Annotated in this window: 18 protein-coding genes; 14 read left to right on the top strand and 4 right to left on the bottom strand. The window is 66.5% G+C overall.

Annotation, left to right across the window (positions count from 1 at the left end; all coding sequences use genetic code 11):
* Positions 1–2: 2 nt before the first annotated feature.
* The 8 genes from uraD (at position 3) to RBT42_RS11630 (ending at position 9,377) form a co-directional block, all read left to right on the top strand.
* Positions 3–1,808 (top strand): 2-oxo-4-hydroxy-4-carboxy-5-ureidoimidazoline decarboxylase, encoded by a 1,806-nt coding sequence (gene uraD, locus RBT42_RS11595; RefSeq protein ID WP_320365244.1) that lies wholly within the window; start codon positions 3–5, stop codon positions 1,806–1,808.
* A gap of 8 nt (positions 1,809–1,816) precedes the next feature.
* Positions 1,817–3,082 carry a M20 family metallopeptidase gene (locus RBT42_RS11600; protein WP_320365245.1) on the top strand — a complete coding sequence of 422 codons (1,266 nt, stop codon included), beginning with the start codon at positions 1,817–1,819 and terminating at the stop codon, positions 3,080–3,082.
* A 70-nt stretch (positions 3,083–3,152) separates the two neighbouring features.
* Entirely contained in the window at positions 3,153–4,301 is a 1,149-nt protein-coding gene (locus tag RBT42_RS11605) for a GGDEF domain-containing protein (protein WP_320365247.1), read from the top strand.
* A gap of 113 nt (positions 4,302–4,414) precedes the next feature.
* Complete coding sequence (locus RBT42_RS11610) at positions 4,415–5,638, top strand: MFS transporter (RefSeq protein WP_320365249.1); 1,224 nt, start codon at positions 4,415–4,417, stop codon at positions 5,636–5,638.
* A gap of 11 nt (positions 5,639–5,649) precedes the next feature.
* Positions 5,650–6,510 carry a rhodanese-like domain-containing protein gene (locus RBT42_RS11615; protein ID WP_320365251.1) on the top strand — a complete coding sequence of 287 codons (861 nt, stop codon included), beginning with the start codon at positions 5,650–5,652 and terminating at the stop codon, positions 6,508–6,510.
* A 97-nt stretch (positions 6,511–6,607) separates the two neighbouring features.
* Positions 6,608–7,999: a type II toxin-antitoxin system HipA family toxin YjjJ gene (gene yjjJ, locus RBT42_RS11620; protein ID WP_320365253.1), complete on the top strand. Its 1,392-nt coding sequence runs from the start codon at positions 6,608–6,610 to the stop codon at positions 7,997–7,999.
* The gene (locus RBT42_RS11625) at positions 7,980–8,921 is read left to right on the top strand and encodes a pseudouridine synthase (protein WP_320365255.1); all 942 of its coding nucleotides are present in this window, start codon (positions 7,980–7,982) and stop codon (positions 8,919–8,921) included. Before yjjJ ends, RBT42_RS11625 begins: the two co-directional genes overlap by 20 nt.
* A 141-nt stretch (positions 8,922–9,062) precedes the next feature.
* Positions 9,063–9,377, top strand: coding sequence for a BON domain-containing protein (locus RBT42_RS11630; RefSeq protein ID WP_320365258.1), 315 nt, complete (start codon positions 9,063–9,065; stop codon positions 9,375–9,377).
* Between the two features lie 15 nt (positions 9,378–9,392).
* On the opposite strand, the gene RBT42_RS11635 is transcribed toward RBT42_RS11630, so the two are convergent.
* Positions 9,393–9,890: a flavodoxin family protein gene (locus tag RBT42_RS11635; protein ID WP_320365260.1), complete on the bottom strand. Its 498-nt coding sequence runs from the start codon at positions 9,888–9,890 to the stop codon at positions 9,393–9,395.
* 88 nt (positions 9,891–9,978) lie between these two features.
* Between RBT42_RS11635 and RBT42_RS11640 the strand changes: the two genes are divergently transcribed.
* On the top strand, positions 9,979–10,770 hold the full coding sequence (locus RBT42_RS11640; protein ID WP_320365263.1) for an alpha/beta hydrolase: 792 nt from the start codon (positions 9,979–9,981) through the stop codon (positions 10,768–10,770).
* Between the two features lie 2 nt (positions 10,771–10,772).
* Here RBT42_RS11640 and asd read toward each other — a convergent pair whose 3' ends face one another.
* Complete coding sequence (asd, locus tag RBT42_RS11645; protein WP_320365264.1) at positions 10,773–11,618, bottom strand: archaetidylserine decarboxylase; 846 nt, start codon at positions 11,616–11,618, stop codon at positions 10,773–10,775.
* Positions 11,619–11,842: 224 nt separating this feature from the next.
* Here asd and RBT42_RS11650 point away from each other — a divergent pair, with 224 nt between their 5' ends.
* From RBT42_RS11650 to RBT42_RS11670, 5 genes are all read left to right on the top strand, one after another.
* A complete protein-coding gene (locus RBT42_RS11650) occupies positions 11,843–12,826 on the top strand; it encodes an ABC transporter substrate-binding protein (RefSeq protein WP_320365280.1) in 984 nt (327 codons plus the stop codon).
* A gap of 30 nt (positions 12,827–12,856) precedes the next feature.
* On the top strand, positions 12,857–13,684 hold the full coding sequence (locus tag RBT42_RS11655; RefSeq protein ID WP_320365265.1) for an ABC transporter ATP-binding protein: 828 nt from the start codon (positions 12,857–12,859) through the stop codon (positions 13,682–13,684).
* Positions 13,681–14,454: an ABC transporter permease gene (locus tag RBT42_RS11660; protein WP_320365267.1), complete on the top strand. Its 774-nt coding sequence runs from the start codon at positions 13,681–13,683 to the stop codon at positions 14,452–14,454. Before RBT42_RS11655 ends, RBT42_RS11660 begins: the two co-directional genes overlap by 4 nt.
* A gap of 113 nt (positions 14,455–14,567) precedes the next feature.
* A complete protein-coding gene (locus RBT42_RS11665) occupies positions 14,568–15,509 on the top strand; it encodes an alpha/beta hydrolase (protein WP_320365269.1) in 942 nt (313 codons plus the stop codon).
* A 57-nt stretch (positions 15,510–15,566) separates the two neighbouring features.
* A complete protein-coding gene (locus tag RBT42_RS11670; RefSeq protein ID WP_320365282.1) occupies positions 15,567–16,253 on the top strand; it encodes a YceH family protein in 687 nt (228 codons plus the stop codon).
* 14 nt (positions 16,254–16,267) lie between these two features.
* On the opposite strand, the gene RBT42_RS11675 is transcribed toward RBT42_RS11670, so the two are convergent.
* Together RBT42_RS11675 and RBT42_RS11680 are read right to left on the bottom strand one after the other, a co-directional pair.
* Complete coding sequence (locus RBT42_RS11675; RefSeq protein WP_320365271.1) at positions 16,268–17,188, bottom strand: prenyltransferase; 921 nt, start codon at positions 17,186–17,188, stop codon at positions 16,268–16,270.
* A 12-nt stretch (positions 17,189–17,200) separates the two neighbouring features.
* Positions 17,201–17,538, bottom strand: a 338-nt coding sequence (locus RBT42_RS11680; protein ID WP_320365273.1) for a DUF1415 domain-containing protein, incomplete at its 5' end; no start/stop codon positions are given.

Genomic DNA, 17,538 nt, shown 5'->3' on the forward strand with positions numbered 1-17,538 from the left:
CCATGCTGGTCATCCCCAACCTCACGCTGGCCCAGCTCAACGCCGCCGACCAGCCCACCTTCACCGCCCTGCTGGACGGCATCTACGAGCATTCGCCCTGGATTGCCGAAGCCGCCTGGGCGCAGCGGCCCTTTCTGAGCCTGGCGCACCTGAAACACGCCCTGGCGCAGACCGTGCGCGAAGCCAGCATCGACCAACAGCTCGACCTGATCCGTGCCCACCCCGAGCTGGCCGGCAAAGCGGCGGTGGCGGGTCAGCTCACCGCCGAGTCCACCAACGAGCAAAGCCAGGCCGGCCTCACGCACTGCACCCCTGACGAATTCGCCCGCCTGCAGCAGCTCAACGCCGAGTACAACGCCCGGTTCGGCTGGCCCTTCATCCTGGCCGTGCGCGGCCCCCGTGGCACCGGCTTGAGCCGCACCCAGATCATCGCCACCTTCGCGCGCCGCCTGCAGGCCCAGCCCGATGCCGAGCGCGCCGAATGCCTGCGCCAGATCCACCGCATTGCCGAGATCCGTTTGAACGACAAGTTCGGCGTGCTGCCGGCCGAAGGCAACCAGATCCTGGACTGGGCCGACGCCCTGGCCGCGCACACCGAAGGCGAAGGCAGCAATGGCGCAGATGAGCGCCCACCCCTGACCCTCACCTACCTCACACCCGCCCACCAATCGGCCGCCACCCAACTGCAGATCTGGATGCGCGCCTGTGGCTTTGACGAGGTCAAGCTCGATGCGGTCGGCAATGTGGTGGGCGTGTATCACGGCAGCGAACCCACGGCCGCTCGGCTGCTCACGGGCTCACACTACGACACCGTGCGCAACGGTGGTCGCTACGACGGCCGCCTGGGCATCCTCGTGCCCATGATGTGCGTGCAAAGTCTGTCCCGCGCAGGCCGACGCCTGCGCTACGGCATCGAAGTGGTCGCCTTTGCCGAAGAGGAAGGCCAGCGCTTCCCTGCCACCTTCCTGGGCTCCAGTGCCCTGGTGGGCGACTTCCAGCCCGGCTGGCTGGATCTGGTCGATGCCAAGGGTGTCACCATCCGCCAGGCCATGAAAGACGCCGGACTGAGCGCCAAGATGGAAGACATTGCCGCGCTGAAACGTGACCCGACCCGCTATATGGGCTTCGTCGAGGTGCACATCGAGCAAGGCCCCGTGCTCAATGCACGCGACCTGCCGCTGGGCATCGTCACGGGCATCAACGGCAGCGCCCGCTTCAGCGGCGAGGTCACCGGCGTGGCCTGCCACGCTGGCACCACACCCATGGGCATGCGCCAGGACGCCGCCCTCGCCGTCGCCGAGATCGCGCTGTACACCGAACGTCGCGCCCTGCAGGACCAGGACTCGCCGCACGGCCCCTCCGTTGGCACCGTGGGGGTGATAGAGATACCGCAAGGCTCGGTCAATGTGGTCCCGGGACGCTGCCAGTTCACCCTCGACCTGCGCGCGCCCACCAACCGTCAGCGAGACGAGTTGGTGGAGGACGTGGATGCCTTTGTCTACACCGTCGCGCGCCGCCGCCGGGTGGAGATCGAGCTCATTCAGAACCTGCAGGCCTCGGCCGCCCCCTCGGACCCCGCATGGCGAGCCCGCTGGGAAGCCGCCGTGACCAGTCTCGGCCTGCCCGTGTTCCACCTGCCCAGCGGTGCCGGCCACGATGCCATGAAGCTGCACCAGGTGATGCCACAGGCCATGCTCTTTGTGCGTGGCGGCCATGACGGCATCAGCCACAACCCGCTGGAAGCCATCACCAACGACGACGCCCAACTCTGTGTGGACGCCTTCATGCACCTGCTCGACGCGATCTGACCATGGCCATGCAACCCGCCCCAGGCACCCTTGATGCCGCCTATGCCGCGCTCGACCAGTGGATCGACGCCCACTTCGACGAAGAGGTGCGCTTTCTGCAAACGCTGGTGCAGGTGCCCACCGACACACCGCCCGGCAACAACGCACCGCACGCCGAGCGCACCGCCGAGCTGCTGTCGGCGTTTGGCTGGCAAGCTGAGCGGCACGCCGTGCCCAGCGAACAGGTGCACGCCTACGGCCTGCAAAGCCTCACCAACCTGATCGTGCGACGGCGCCTGGGCGAAGGCGGGCGCACCGTGGCGCTGAACGCCCATGGCGATGTGGTCCCCCCCGGTGAAGGCTGGACTCACGCCCCCTATGGCGGCGAAGTGGTCGATGGCAAGCTCTATGGACGCGCGGCCGCCGTCAGCAAGAGCGACTTTGCCACCTACAGCTTTGCCCTGCGTGCGCTCGAAGCCCTGCAGCAAGGCCGCGATGCGCCCTCGTTGAAGGGCGCCGTCGAGCTGCACTTCACTTACGACGAAGAATTCGGCGGCGAGCTGGGCCCCGGCTGGCTGCTCAGCCAGGGCCTGACAAAGCCCGACCTGCTGATCGCGGCCGGCTTCAGCTACGAAGTGGTCACCGCCCACAACGGCTGCCTGCAGATGGAGGTCACCGTGCACGGCCAGATGGCACACGCCGCCATCCCGCACACCGGGGTCGATGCCCTGCAAGGCACTGTCGCCATCCTCAACGCGCTGTATGCCCAGAACACGCTCTACCAAGGCATCACCTCGCAGGTGCCCGGCATCACCCACCCCTACCTGAACGTGGGCCGCATCGAAGGCGGCACCAACACCAACGTCGTGCCTGGCAAGGTCGTCTTCAAGCTCGACCGCCGCATGATCCCGGAAGAGAACCCCACCGAGGTCGAAGCCGACATTCGCCGCGTCATCACCGAAGCCGCCGCCACGGTGCCTGGCATCCGCATCGACATCAAACGGCTGCTGCTGGCCCGCTCGCTGCAACCGCTGCCGGGCAACGCGCCGCTGGTGCAGGCCATCCAGCAGCATGGGGAAGCGGTGTTCGGTCAGCCCATCCCCACCTGCGGCACCCCGCTCTACACCGACGTGCGCCTGTACTGCGCCCAGGGCATCCCCGCCGTGATCTACGGCGCCGGCCCCCGCACCGTGTTCGAGTCCAACGCCAAACGGGCCGACGAACACCTGGTGCTCGATGACCTGCGCAAGGCCACCAAGGTGGTCGCGCGCACCCTGTTCGATCTGTTGCACTGACGGCGCCCTCCGCGTGAACCCCCGTTCCGGGCCCATCTCAGACCCGGACCATGTCGCTACACTGGGTGACATGCCTTTGCACACCCCCAGTCTGGCCGCCGCCGCTGCCCTGATCGCCCTGATCCTCGCCTTGAGCGTCGGACTGGCCAGTCTGCGTCCACGGCGCGACGCGCTGCCTGCTACCGGTCTGGGTCTGCTGGCCAGCGCACTGGCCTTTGCCTGCGCAGCCGGCATGGGTCTCACGCCTGACTGGCTGATCGACGTCGCCGCGCCCGTGGGTCAGGCGGTCGCCCTGTCTGCCTACACCTGGGCTTTGCTGCGTCTGCAGACGCGCGCCGCCCCCTGGCAGAACCTGGCTGTGATGCCCGCGCTGATGGGCGTGCTGATGGTGTTCCTGGCCGACCTGCCCACGGCGCGCGCCCTCTCCCACGACGCGGTGCTCATCGTGCAGTGCCTCGTGCTGCTGATCTGGAGCCAGCGCCTCGCCCCTGAGCACGGGCAGATGCACGGCCTCCTGATGCTGGGGGCCGGCCTGGGCTTGCTGATCAACGTCCTGCATGGCGGGTACGTTTTACTGGGCATCACGCCCACATCGGAGCCGCTCACACTCACCCGGGCGGAAGCCTGGCGCCTGGCCAGCGAGCTGATCCTGGCCTTTGTGCCCGCGTGCGCACTGTTGCTCATGTCGCGCGAAGACCGCGAGATCGCACTGCAGCGTCTGGCGCTGCGTGACCCCTTGACGGGCATTGCCAACCACCCGGCCATTGCGGAGCGCTGCATCTCGGAAGTGGAGCAAGCGCGCCGCTCCGGCTCCCCGCTGGGGGTCGTCCTCATCGAAATCGACCAGCTCGCCTCCCTGCGAGCCCGGCAAGGCCAAGCCATGGTGGACGAAGCGCTGCAGCACACCGCCGCCCACCTGGCCGAACGCATCCGTCGCTCCGACAGCGTCGGCCGTTATGGCCCGCACGCCTTCCTGCTGCTCCTGCCCAACACCCCCACGCCCGGTGCGCGACACGTGCTGCGTGCCCTGCGCGAATCCATGCTGGACGCCCCCGCCCAGGGCACCGGTGCCGATGTGCTGCCGCTGAGCATCAGCATGGGTCTGTGGTGCGGCGTGCCCAACCCACGCGATGACGCCGACGACCTGATCGCCCGCGCGCGCGCCGCCTTGCAGTCTGCGCAAGAAGCTGGCGCCAACCGCATGCGCGTGGCGGCCTGAACGACCCTCTGCTGTTCGGCCAGCTCCGGCGCCGTCACCCCACGGCCGCAGTACGGTGATCCAGGTCGCACGCCCCGCGCTCGTCCAGCGCCCGGCACAATGCTGCCCTGACCATGCCTTCCGCCATCCAACGCGGCACCCCGGCTTACCTGCGCGCCAACCTGGCGCTGTTCCTGGCCGGCTTTGCCACCTTCTCGCTGCTGTACTGCGTCCAGCCCCTGCTGCCCGCCTTCGCCAAGACCTTCCAGGTCAGCCCGGCCGAAAGCTCGCTGGCCATGTCCCTGTCCACCAGCCTGCTGGCCTTTGCGATCCTGGTTGCAGCCATCATCTCGTCCAGCGTCAAACGCCGGCTGCTGATGGGCACATCGATGGTGCTGGCCTCGGTGCTCAACATCGTCGCCGGCCTCGTGCCCGACTGGCACACCCTGCTGGCCTCACGCGCCCTGACCGGTCTGGTGCTGGGCGGTGTCCCTGCCGTGGCCATGGCCTACCTGGCCGAAGAAATCGACCACCGCGGCCTGGGCATGGCCATGGGCCTGTATGTGGCCGGCACAGGGGTCGGCGGGCTCTTTGGGCGGGTGGTCGCGGCCGGCCTCAGTGAGCACTTCGACTGGCACGCGGCCATGCTGGTGCTGGGCACCATCAACCTGCTCACTGCCGTGGGCTTCATCGCCCTGCTGCCCGCGTCACGTAACTTCACGCCGCGCCCGCCTCAAGGCCTGCGCCACCACCTCGGACTGTGGGGCGCCCACCTGCGCCAACCCGGCCTGCCCCGCTTGTTCCTCATGAGCTTCACGGTGATGGGCTGCTTCGTCACCATCTACAACTACGTGGGCTTCCACCTCATGGAGGCGCCCTATCTGCTCAGCCAGACGCAGATCGGCATCATCTTCATGGCCAACATCTTTGGCATCGTGTCCTCGTCGGTGGCCGGCGGCCTGGCCGACCGGCACGGACGCGCACCGGTGCTCATCGTCGGCATCGCCTGCATGCTGCTGGGCCTGGCCCTGACCTTGCACGCGCATCTGGCCGTGTTGCTGCTCGGGGTGGTGGCGCTCACTGCGGGCTTCTTCATTGCGCATGCCGTGGCCAGCGCCTGGGTCGGGCGCTTGGCCCAAGGCGCCAAGGGACACGCCTCCTCGCTGTACCTGCTCACCTACTACATCGGCTCCAGCACCATGGGCTCGGTCGGCGGCTGGTTCTGGGAATACGGCCACTGGCCTGGCGTGGCGGCCCTGGGCGGTGCGCTGATGCTGTTGGCGCTGGGCGTGGCCATCAGCCTGCGGCCCCTGGACAGCAAAGGCCCAGCCACCAGCGCGGCCCCCCGCACGCCCTGATAATCGCGCCCATGCCCGACACGCCCACCGAACCGATCGTCCACACCTCCTTCTACCAGTTCGCCGACCTGCCAGACCCCGATGCGGTGGTGGCCATCGTGCGCGAACTGGTCGAGCCCTTGACGGGCAGCGTGCTGGTCGCACGTGAGGGCATCAGCGGCGCCCTGGCCGCCTCGGCCGAGCGCATCGACGCTTTCGAGAAGGCCCTGCGCACCGACCCGCGTCTGGACAGCCATTTCCAGCACATCACCTTCAAACACAGCGCGTGCGACACCCCGCCCTTCTGGAAAGTGCGCGTTCACAAGAAGGACGAGATCGTGGCCCTCGGTGTGCCCGGCGTCACCGGCGTCGCCCCCAACCCCGACCGTAGCCGCCACCTCAGCCCTGAGGCCTGGCGCGAGCTGATGGCGCAGGACAACGTCGTCGTCATCGACAACCGCAACAGCTTCGAGTACCGCCTGGGCCGTTTCAAGAACGCGATCGACCCGCAGGTCGATAACTTCCGCGACTTCCCCAGCTATGTGCAGGCCCACGCCGAGCAGTGGAGGGCCGAAGGCAAGAAGGTCGCCATGTACTGCACGGGCGGCATCCGCTGCGAAAAAACCGGCATGTGGATGGCGAACCTGGGGCTGGACGTGTATCAGTTGGAAGGCGGCATCCTCAACTTCTTCCAGTCCCTGCCCGACGCCGACCGCGACTGGCAAGGCGAGTGCTTCGTGTTCGACAACCGCATCGCCATCGACACGAAACTGCAGGAAACGTCCACCACCGCCGACGAGGTCTACAACGACAGCCCGGACGAAGCTTGGCGACTGGAGCGGGCGCATCGGCTGGATTCGGTTAACCCAAAATCGGAAAGAAAGCCCTCATAACTTAGCAACCGATAATTGCAAGTGATTGATTTATTTATGTGTTAGCGCATAAAATCTTCTCTCAAATCATTTCAAAACTTGCACCATAGCTCCTGCCATGCGCCCCCCTCTGCAAGCGGCACGCGATCAACTGCTCAGCGTACTGGGCCGACACCCCGGTATCAGTGGGCCCGATTTGGCCGCGCAGCTGGGCGTGAGCGCGCCCACCCTGCATCGGATACTGCAGGCGCACCCCGGACACATCGTGAGTGCTGGCAAGGCCCGTCGCACCCGCTACGCCCTACGTCGCCCCCTGCGCGGCGACTTACACGACCTCCCGCTGTACGAGATCAACCACGCAGGCCGCATCGAGCAAATCGGCACCCTGGCCGCCCTGCACCCCCAAGGTAGCTGTCTTCACCTGAGCCTGCCCCCCCATCACCAGCCCTGGCCCCTACCTGACGAGTCCCGTGACGGCTGGTGGGACGGCCTACCCTATCCGCTCTACGACATGCGCCCGCAGGGCTACATGGGTCGCCAGTTCGCACGCACCGAGCACCGTCAACTGGGTGTGCCGTCGGCGCCCAACGAATGGAGTGACGACGACATCCTCCATGTGCTGCGCCAACGCGGCCACGACCTCAGCGGCAGCCTGATTCTGGGTGAGGCCGCCTGCGCACTGTGGCAACAGGCGCACCAAGACACGCCTGCCCCGCTAACCGAAGACGCCATCGCCACCTCCTATGCGCAACTGGCTGAAGACGCGCTCGCCAGCGGCGTAGCGGGCTCCAGTGCGGCGGGAGAGTTTCCGAAGTTCGCCGCACGCCGTGCCCTGTCAGGCAGCCTCACGCCCCATGTGCTGGTCAAGTTCTCGGGTGCCGACGCCTCGCCCGCTGTCACCCGCTGGTCCGATCTGCTCGTGTGTGAGCACCTCGCCCTCAACCACGCAGCCAAACTACCCGGCCTGCACAGCGCACGCAGCCGCATCGTGCAACACGCTGGCCGCACCTTCCTGGAGCTGGAACGCTTCGATCGCCACGGCGAATGGGGCCGCAGCCGTCTGAGTAGCCTCGAAAGCCTGCAAGGTGCCTTCCTGGGCGAGCGCAGCACCGAATGGCCCGTGCTCGCTGCTCGCCTCGTGGCGCTCAAACTCCTGTCCCCACAAGACGCCGAGCGCATCACCGTGTTGTGGTGGTTCGGCCGCCTGATCGGCAACACCGACATGCACCTGGGCAACCTCAGCTTCGTGCCGGGCCCCACTCTGCAACTGGCGCCCGCTTATGACATGCTGCCCATGATGTACGCCCCCCTGCCCGGTGGGGAAGTGCCCCCACGCGCCTTTCAGCCAGAATGGCCCCTGCCCCACCAGCGCCCCCTCTGGCAAAGCGCCTGCGTGGCCGCGCTGGCATTCTGGCGCACCGCCTCGGCCGACCCACGCATCAGCCCCCCATTCCGAGAACTGTGCGAAGCCAACGCGCGCACCCTTGAGCATGTCGCGCCCCAAGTCTGACTACACCCCGCCCACTCGAAGCGGCGTCAGCCCCAGCACCGTGGCGCTGCCCAGCGGCCCCTGGGCCACGGTGCTCGATTTCCTGAGCGAGCGCATCCCGGCCGTATCTCGCGCGGACTGGGCTGAGCGCATACGCCAGGGTGAGGTGCTCGACCTGCAAGGCCAGCCCGTCCCTCCAGACGCCCCTTACCGCCCGCAGACCAAGCTCTACTACTGGCGCGCCCTGCCCTTCGAGCACCCGGTGCCGTTCGACGAAACCGTGGTGTTTCAGGACGACTTCCTGGTCATCGCCGACAAGCCGCATTTCCTGCCCGTCACGCCCAAGGGCCGTTACCTGCAAGAGACGCTGCTGGTGCGCCTGAAACGCAAGCTGGGCATCGACACCCTGGTGCCCATGCACCGCATCGACCGCGAAACAGCCGGTCTGGTCGCTTTCACCATCCAGCCGCACACGCGCCACGCCTACCAGGCCCTGTTCCGCGACAAGGCCGTGCGCAAGACCTACGAGGCCATCGCCCCTTGGCGTGCCGACCTGAGCCTGCCCCTCGTTTACCGCAGCCGCCTGGCCGAAAGCGAGCGTTTCATGGCCATGCACGAGGTCGAAGGCGAGCCCAACGCCGAAACCGCCATCGAGCTGATCGACCGGCGCGGCCACTGGGGCCACTATCGCCTGCTACCCGTCACCGGCCAGAAACACCAGTTGCGCGCCCACCTCAACGCGCTCGGCATCCCCATCCTGCACGATCAGATCTACCCGGAGTTGCGCCCTGCCTTGCCGCCCGACATGGCGCCCGACTTCCGCCACCCGCTGCAACTGCTGGCGCGCACCCTGGCCTTCACCGATCCTGTCACGGGGCAAGAGCGCGTCTTTGAAAGCCCACGCCGCCTGAGCCTGGACATCATCGACACGCGGGTCGACTGACCTGCCCCCGACGCATACCCAGGCGCCCGCCCCGACCGGCGGCCACCGCCACATTGCCAGCAGGTGTATCCCTCGCCGACTTGAATGTCACACCGAATGAGCCTATGGTCTTCGCTCTTGACCCTGCCGAAGGAGGCTCAGATGAAACATCCCGAGATGTCCGCGCTGCTGCTGTCTGGTTTGCTCGCTTTGGGCGTGGCTGGTTGCTCCGTCACCCGCGAACAATCCACGGTTGGACAGTATGTTGACGATGCCACCGTGACCGCGCGGGTCAAAACCAAGTTTGCCGAAGACCCGACGGTCAGCGCCATGTCCATCGGCGTCGAAACCCTCAAAGGCGTGGTGCAGCTGTCCGGCTTTGCCAAGAGCGCCACCGAGAAAGACCGGGCCGAAGCGCTGGCGCGTCAGACCCCCGGCGCGGCCAGTGTGGTCAACGCCATCGTGGTGCGCCCCTGAGCTGCACCCCAGCCGTCAGAACACCCCCAGCGCCAGCCCCGCAGCCATCGCCTCACCCAGCGCCCGGCAGCGTTCCAGCTCCTCGGGCGCAATCTGCTTGGGCGCCAGAATGGCCTCCGGCGTCTGCGCATGCGTGCAGACGATCACCGGCTCGGCCACGGCCTTCAGCCGCCAGCCCGTAGCAATGCGCTCGATCTGGCGCGCCGCGTTGTGCCCGTCACTGCCGGCGCAGATCAGGCTGGCATACGCCCGGCCATTGACGCGGTCGAGCACTGGGTAGTAGCTACGGTCAAAAAAGTCTTTCAGCTGCCCACTGATGGCCGCCAGATTTTCCGGCGTCGCGAACACGAGGCCATCGGCCGCCAGCACGTCATCTGGCCCGGCCTGCGAGGCGTGCAGCATCCGCACCGCCACCTCGGCTTCTGCGGCCGCACCCGCACGCACCGCCTCGGCCATCTGGCGCGTGCCATCGGTCAGCGAGTGGTACACGATCAACAAAGTCTTCACGGACATGATGGGCAGAAGGGCTTGGCTGCGAGCAGGTTCACAGCATAGACTCAAAGGTTCAGATTCGCCATTTCGCCCCTCTCGCCTCAGTCTCATGCCCCTGTCCGATCACTACCAGCTCACTGGCTCCGGCTCCCCCATCGTCTTCGTGCACGGCTCCTACGCCACCACGTCCACCTGGAAGAAGATGATCGAGCAACTGTCTGCCCAGCACACCTGCATCGCCATCAAGCTGCCCGGACACTGCGGCACGCCCGATCCGCAAGACTTCGACGCGCCCACCATCGAGACCGAACTGAAGCTCATCGAAGACGTGGTGCGCTCGCTCACCGACGAGCCCATCCACCTCGTCGGCCATTCCTACGGCGGCGTGGTGGCCCTGTCCCAAGCCCTCAAAGGCTCGCTGCCGATTCGCGAACTGACCCTGTTCGAGCCCGTCGCCACCTGGGTGCTGGACACCATGGGCGACGCCGACATGCTGGCCCAGGTCGATGCGTTCTTGCAGCGCTACCGCCAGGACGCGGCCAACCAGGTGCCCTACGCCTGCGGGCAGGTCATCGACTTCTGGGGCGGTGGCAACGAGTTCGAAGCCCTGCCTGCCTTCGTCAAGGACATGATGGCGCCGCTCACCGCCAACAACCTGCGCCACTGGGACCTGTGCACCCAGATCCGCCACACGCGCGACGAACTGGCGCAACTCGAGATCCCCACCCGCATCGTCTGCGGCACACGCTCCAACGAAGTGGCCCACGCCATCGCCAACCACCTCGACAGCGAGCTGCCCATCAGCAGCCGCTACGACATCGAAGACGCCAGCCACGCCATGGTCAACAGCCATCCGGAAGACTGCCTCTTCATCCTGCAGGACCCGGTCGAGGTCTACTGAACTCAGCCGCGCTGCGCCATGGCTTCACCCATGCGGATCGCGCCAGCCGGCACCCACGCGGGGTTGAAGCGCAAATCGCCCTTGGGGAAGAGCATTACCACGGTCGAGCCCAGCAGGAAGCGGCCCATCTCCTCGCCCTTCTTCAGAACGATCTGCTGGTCGTCGTAGCGCCACTCGCGCACCTGCTTGCTGCGCGGCGGGTTCACCACGCCATGCCACACCGTGGCCATGCTGCCCACGATGGTCGCGCCCACCAGGGTCAGCACAAACGGCCCCTGCTTCGACTCGAACACGCACACCACGCGCTCGTTGCGCGCGAACAGGCCGGGCACGCCGCGGGCCGTCGCCGGGTTCACCGAGAACAGGTCACCCGGCACATAAATCATCCGCGTCAGGCGCCCATCGCAGGGCATGTGAATGCGGTGATAGTCCTTGGGGCTCAGGTACAGCGTCGCAAAGTGCCCGTCTTCAAAGCGCTGGGCCAGTTGCGCGTCGCCGCCCACCAGCGTGGTGGTCGAGTAATCGTGCCCCTTGGCCTGGAAGATCTGGTCACGGCGAATCGGCCCGAACTGGCTGATGGCCCCGTCCACCGGGCTGATCAGGTCGGCATCGGCCAAGGGCCGTGCGCCCGGCTTCAAAGGCCGTGAGAAGAACTCGTTGAACGTGGGATAGCTGGCGATGTCCGGGTTGGCCGCTTCGGCCATGTTCACGCCATAGCGGCCCACGAACCAACGGATGAAACGGGTGGTCAGCGCACCACCGCGCGCCGAAGCGCCCACACCCGCCAAAGCGGTCAAGGCCTGCTTGGGCAGCACGTACTGAGACAAGACAAAAAGACGATCCGACACGCAGCCACCCCGTTCAAACAACAAGGGACGCATTCTAGGCGGCCCACACCCCTCTCACGACGACAGCCCCGAGCCGATCACCCTGAAATGGACTGGCACGAATCTCGCAAACAGGACTGTATACAGTTTTGTCACTCGCTGGAGTCCGCCCCATGACCGTCTCGTCCCGCCCCCGTCGCACCCTGCTCGCCACCGTGGCCTCTGCGGCCGCACTCTGCTGGGGCATGAGCCTCCCCACCACGGTGCACGCGCAAACACCCATCAAATTCCAGCTCGACTGGCGCTTCGAAGGCCCCTCCGCCCTCTTCCTGCAGCCGGTGGCCAAGGGCTACTTCAAGCAAGCCGGCTTGGATGTGACCGTGGACGCCGGCAACGGCTCGGGCGGCACCGTCACCCGCGTCGCCTCGGGCTCGTACGACCTGGGCTTGGCCGACATCGCCGCACTGATGGAGTTTCACGCCAACAACCCCGATGCCCCCAACAAGCCCGTGGCCATCATGATGGTCTACAACAACACGCCGGCAGCCGTCTTCGCCCTGAAGAAGTCCGGCATCCAGACCCCGGCCGATCTGGCGGGCAAGAAGCTCGGCGCGCCCGTGTTCGATGCCGGTCGCAAAGCCTGGCCCATCTTCGCCAAGGCCAACAAGGTCAACGGCGCCACCTGGGTCAGCATGGACCCACCGCTGCGCGAAACCATGCTCGTGCGCGGTGACGTCGACGCCATCACCGGCTTCTCCTTCACCAGCCTGCTCAACCTCGAAGCGCGTGGCGCCAAGGCCGGCGATGTGGTCATGTTCCCCTACGCCCTGCACGGCGTGAAGCTGTACGGCAACGCCATCATCGCCTCGCCCAAGATCCTCAAAGAGAACCCCGCAGCCGTCAAAGCCTTCCTCCAGGCCTTCGCCAAGGGCACCAAGGAAGTCCTCGCCAACCCCGACGCAGCGATCGAGCACGTCAAGGCCCGCGACGGCATCATCAACGTCGAGCTGGAAAAACGCCGCCTGAAAATGGCCATCGACCAGGTCATCGCCAGCCCCGATGCGCGCGCCGAAGGCTTCGGTCAGGTCAAGCTGCCCCGTCTGGCCCTGATGGCCTCGCAGGTGGGCGACGCCTTCGCCACCAAGACCCGCGTCAACGCCGATGCCGTCTGGACCTCGGCCTACCTGCCCTCGGCCGCCAACCTCAACGTCCTGCCCCCAAAGAAGTAAACCTGCGCACGCTGTACCTGAGGAGGGGCCATGAGCGCCTTTGTTGATTTTCAGAATGTCTGGCTGGCCTACAACGATGAGTTGTGGGCGCAGGGACAGTTCGCCGTCGAAGACCTGAACCTGCAGATCGATGAGGGCGAGTTCGTGGCCATCGTTGGTCCCTCCGGGTGCGGCAAGTCCACCTTCATGAAGCTGACCACCGGCTTGAAGCAGCCCACCAAGGGGCACATCACGATCGGCGGGGAGCCCGTGACCGGTCCGCTCAAGATCACCGGCATGGCCTTCCAGGCCCCGTCGCTGCTGCCTTGGCGCACCACGCTCGACAACGTGCTGCTGCCGCTCGAGATCGTCGAACCCTACCGCTCCAGCTTCAAGTCCAAGCGCAAGGAATACGCTGCCAAGGCCCGTGCCTTGCTCGAAAGCGTGGGCCTGGGTGGCTACGAAGACAAGTTCCCCTGGCAACTTTCGGGCGGCATGCAGCAGCGCGCCAGCATCTGTCGCGCGCTCATCCACGAACCCAAGATGCTGCTGCTCGACGAGCCCTTCGGCGCGCTCGACGCCTTCACCCGCGAAGAGCTGTGGTGCGCGCTGCGCGACCTGCAGGCGGTGCAGAAGTTCAACGTCATCCTTGTCACCCACGACCTGCGCGAAGCCGTCTTCCTGGCCGACACGGTCTATGTGATGAGCAAAAGCCCGGGGCGCATCCTCGCCAAACGCGAGATCGAGCTGCCCCGCCCCCGCGATCTGGAGGTGACCTACACCCCCGAATTCACCGGCATCGTGCACGAGTTGCGCGCCCACATCGGCGCCATGCGCAAGCCCGCCACCATCCAGACGAGCACGGAGATCGCGCAATGAAACTCAGCACCAAACAACAAGCCCGCTGGGCCCCCTGGGTGCTGCTGCTGGGCGTACTCATCCTCTGGCAGGTGCTGTGCTCGGCCCTCAACGTGTCCGAGTTCATCTTCCCCAGCCCTGCCCGCATCGGATCCCAACTGGTCGAGTTCCACAGCGAAATCCTGCGCCACGCCTGGCGCACCCTGTGGGTGACACTCGCCGGCTTTGCCATCGCCATCGTGGTCGGCGTGCTGCTGGGCTTTCTCATCGGCAGCTCGCGCCTGGCCTATGCCGCCGTCTACCCGCTGATGACCGCCTTCAACGCCCTGCCCAAGGCGGCCTTCGTGCCCATCCTCGTGGTGTGGTTCGGCATTGGCCCGGGCCCGGCCATCCTCACCGCCTTCCTCATCAGCTTCTTTCCCATCATGGTCAACATCGCCACCGGCTTGGCCACGCTGGAGCCTGAGCTGGAAGACGTGCTGCGCGTGCTGGGCGCCAAACGCTGGGACGTGCTGATGAAGGTCGGGCTGCCGCGCTCCCTGCCCTACTTCTACGGCTCGCTCAAGGTGGCCATCACCCTGGCCTTCGTGGGCACCACGGTGTCGGAGATGACCGCCGCCAACGAAGGTATCGGCTACCTGCTCATCAGCGCCGGCTCGTCCATGCAAATGGGTCTGGCCTTCGCCGGACTGGTGGTCATCGGCGCCATGGCCATGATCATGTACGAGCTGTTCTCGCTGGTCGAGACCCGAACCACCGCCTGGGCCCACCGCGGCAGCCAGAACCACTGAGCAACACCCGTCAAGGTATCAAGACGTGAGCCAGGGCTCGCCAAACGCCTGATTCCGGCCTAACATGCATGCAGAGGCGCATAGCCGGTGCCTCTGCCCATCGGAGGCCCATGATGTTCAGGCTCATACGGTTTGTCCTGCTCACCTTGCTGGTCACGGCGGTGTTGATCGGCACTGTGCTGACCGGCTTCATGGTGTGGGCACCCGCGCCCACCACGCAAGCGATCATGGTCGCCCTGCGCACACAGGCCGGCCTGCACACCCGCTCACTGATCCTGCCCGATGGCACCCGCATGGCCTACCTGGATGGCGGCCAGGGCGAGCCCCTCGTGCTGCTGCATGGCATAGGCGGCAACAAGGACACCCTGCTGGCCGTGGCGCGCCACCTGACCAATCACCAGCGGATCATCATCCCCGATCTGATTGGCTTCGGAGACTCGTCCCGGCCCGAAGGCGTGTCCTACGGACCGCAGGCACAAGCCCGTCGGCTGCAGGCGTTCGTGCGGCAACTCGGCCTGGGGCCCATCCACCTCGGCGGCATCTCCATGGGCGGGCAGATCGCCCTGACCTACACCGCCCTGAACCACAGCCAGGTCCGCAGCCTCTGGCTCATCGACACTGCGGGCATCTGGTCCGCGCCGCCCAGCGAGGTCCAGCTGGCCATCCGCCGGGGCGAGCCCAATCCACTGCTGCTGCGCGACGAGCACGACTTTCCGCGCTTTCTCTCCGTCGTGATGGCGAAGCCCCCCCAACTGCCACCACCCATCGCACGCGTCTTCGCACGCCAGCGCCTGGCAGACCGTGAACGCGAGCAAGCCATCATGAACGAGATGGTCCGCGAGCCCACCGAAAAGCGCATCCGCGGCCTGACCACACCCACCCTCATCATGTGGGGCCAGCTCGACCGCGTCGTCAGCCCGGCCACCATCCCGGTCCTGCAGAAACTGCTGCCGCAAGCCAAGGTTGTGGTGTTCGACGACGTGGGGCACATGCCCGTGATGGAAGTGCCCGAGACCGCGGCCCAGGCCTATCTGGCCTTCCGACGAGGCCGATGAGGCCGTTGCGCCTGCATGGTATGGTCACTCTTCACACTGCCTTGAGTCCCGACCATGATGCGCCCGTTGACGCCCGAAGAAGCCCGAGTCCTTGCTGTGCTGGTAGAAAAGCAGCACACCGTCCCTGACAGCTACCCCCTGTCGCTCAACGCCCTCACCCTCGGCTGCAACCAGAAAACCGCGCGCGAGCCGGTCATGCAGTTGAGCGAAGCCGAGGTGCTCGATGCCGTCAACGGCCTGCGCGAACTCAGCCTCGTCAGCGAAGTCAGCGGCAGCCGCGTGGTGCGCTTCGACCACAACGCGGCGCGTGGCCTGGGCGTGCCCAGCCAAGCCGTCGCCTTGCTCACCCTCTTGATGCTACGCGGCCCGCAGACCGCCGCCGAGTTGCGCCTGCACACCGAGCGCCTGCACCGTTTCGCTGACACCTCGTCCGTCGAGGCCTTCCTCGAGGAACTGGCCGCCAAAGAGCCCCCACGCGTCGTGAAGCTGCCGCGCGCGCCAGGCGCCCGCGAATCCCGCAGGGCTCACCTGCTGTGCGGCGAGGTGGCCGACACCGGCCACAGTGGCGCCCGCTCCGACGATGCCACTGCTTCCGGCCCCGGCACGGCCGAGCTCCAGGCTGAACTCACCGCCCTGCGTGAGGAGCAAGCCCGCATGGCTGCCGAGATCGCCTCACTGCGTCACATCGTGACGCGCTTGGCCGGCGAACTGGGCGTGGACGCCAGCAGCCTCAAGGCCGACTGAAGCCCCAGCGGCGCTCACAGCGACAGCATCAACCCCACCGCCGCCAACACCGGGCTCAGCAGGTTCACCGCGACATTCAGTCCCATGGCCGGCTGCAGAGCAGGCAGGTCCTCGGCATGCGCCTGGGCACGCTGCCAGGCGCTCACCGCCAGGGGCAAGCCCAACACCGCCAAACCCGTGGCAGCGGGCCACCAACCCAGTGCCAGCCCCAGCAGCACCGCGCCAAACGCCAGCCCGTACTGCAGGCCCAGCACCGGCACACTGCCCGCACGGCCCAGCAACAAGGGCAAGGTGCGCCGGCCCACCGACCGATCCGCATCCACATCCGGAAACTGGTTGAGCAACAGCAGGTTGTTGGCCAAAAAGAAGGGCAAGGCCGACAAGGCCAGCCCTTGCCACGACATCGCCCCCGTCAACACCACCTCGGTGCCCAGCAACATCAAGGGCCCGAAACCCAAACCCGGCGCCATCAGACACAACCACGGGTGGCGCGTCAGCCAGGGCGTGTACGACACCACCACGGCCACACCCAGCAAGCCCAGCGGCGCCAGGTCCCACAGCAGCGCCGGCCGGCTCACCACAAAGTACAGCCCCGTCAACACGGTGAACAACAAGGCGCCCCAGCCCATCGCCAGGGCCACCGGTGCCAGCGCGGGGTTCGCAGGCAAGACCCCACTGCCGCCACTGAAGGCCGTGCGCTGCGTGCGCTGGTCCAGCCCACTGTGAAAGTCGTGGTGCTCATTGAGCGCATTCACCGCCACATGCGCGGCCAAGGCACCCAGCACGCACAACAGTGCATCCAGCGCGTTCAGGCTCAAGCCCTGCTGCGCCAACTGCCATGCACTCCACGCCACGCCCAAAGCCATGCAGGCCGGTGTCAGCAACAAAAACGGCACCCGTGCCGGCCCCCACCAGGGGTGGTGCTCACTCGCCATGGCTCAGTCCCCTCACACCTGCCACAGCTTCTTCCAACCTGCCAGACCCAGCTTGCGCAGCGTCGCCTTGTTGGTCTCGTAAATGTCCTCGGCCTCGGGGAAGGCCTCGATCGCCCGGTCCAGGCTCTCTTCGCGGATCAGGTGCAACGTCGGGTACGGCGCCCGGTTGCTGTAGTTCTCTATGTCATCGGCGTTCGCATCGGCAAACTGGTAATCCGGATGGAAGCTCGCCACCTGCAAAACGCCGTCCAGCTCCAGCTCTTCCACGGCTGCATCCACAACATCCAGGAAGTCATTGAAGTCCAGGAAATCCTGCAAGACACCCGGGTGCACCAGCAAGGTCGTGTCCA

It is taken from the genome of Aquabacterium sp. (assembly GCF_034003525.1).
Lineage (GTDB): Bacteria > Pseudomonadota > Gammaproteobacteria > Burkholderiales > Burkholderiaceae_C > Aquabacterium.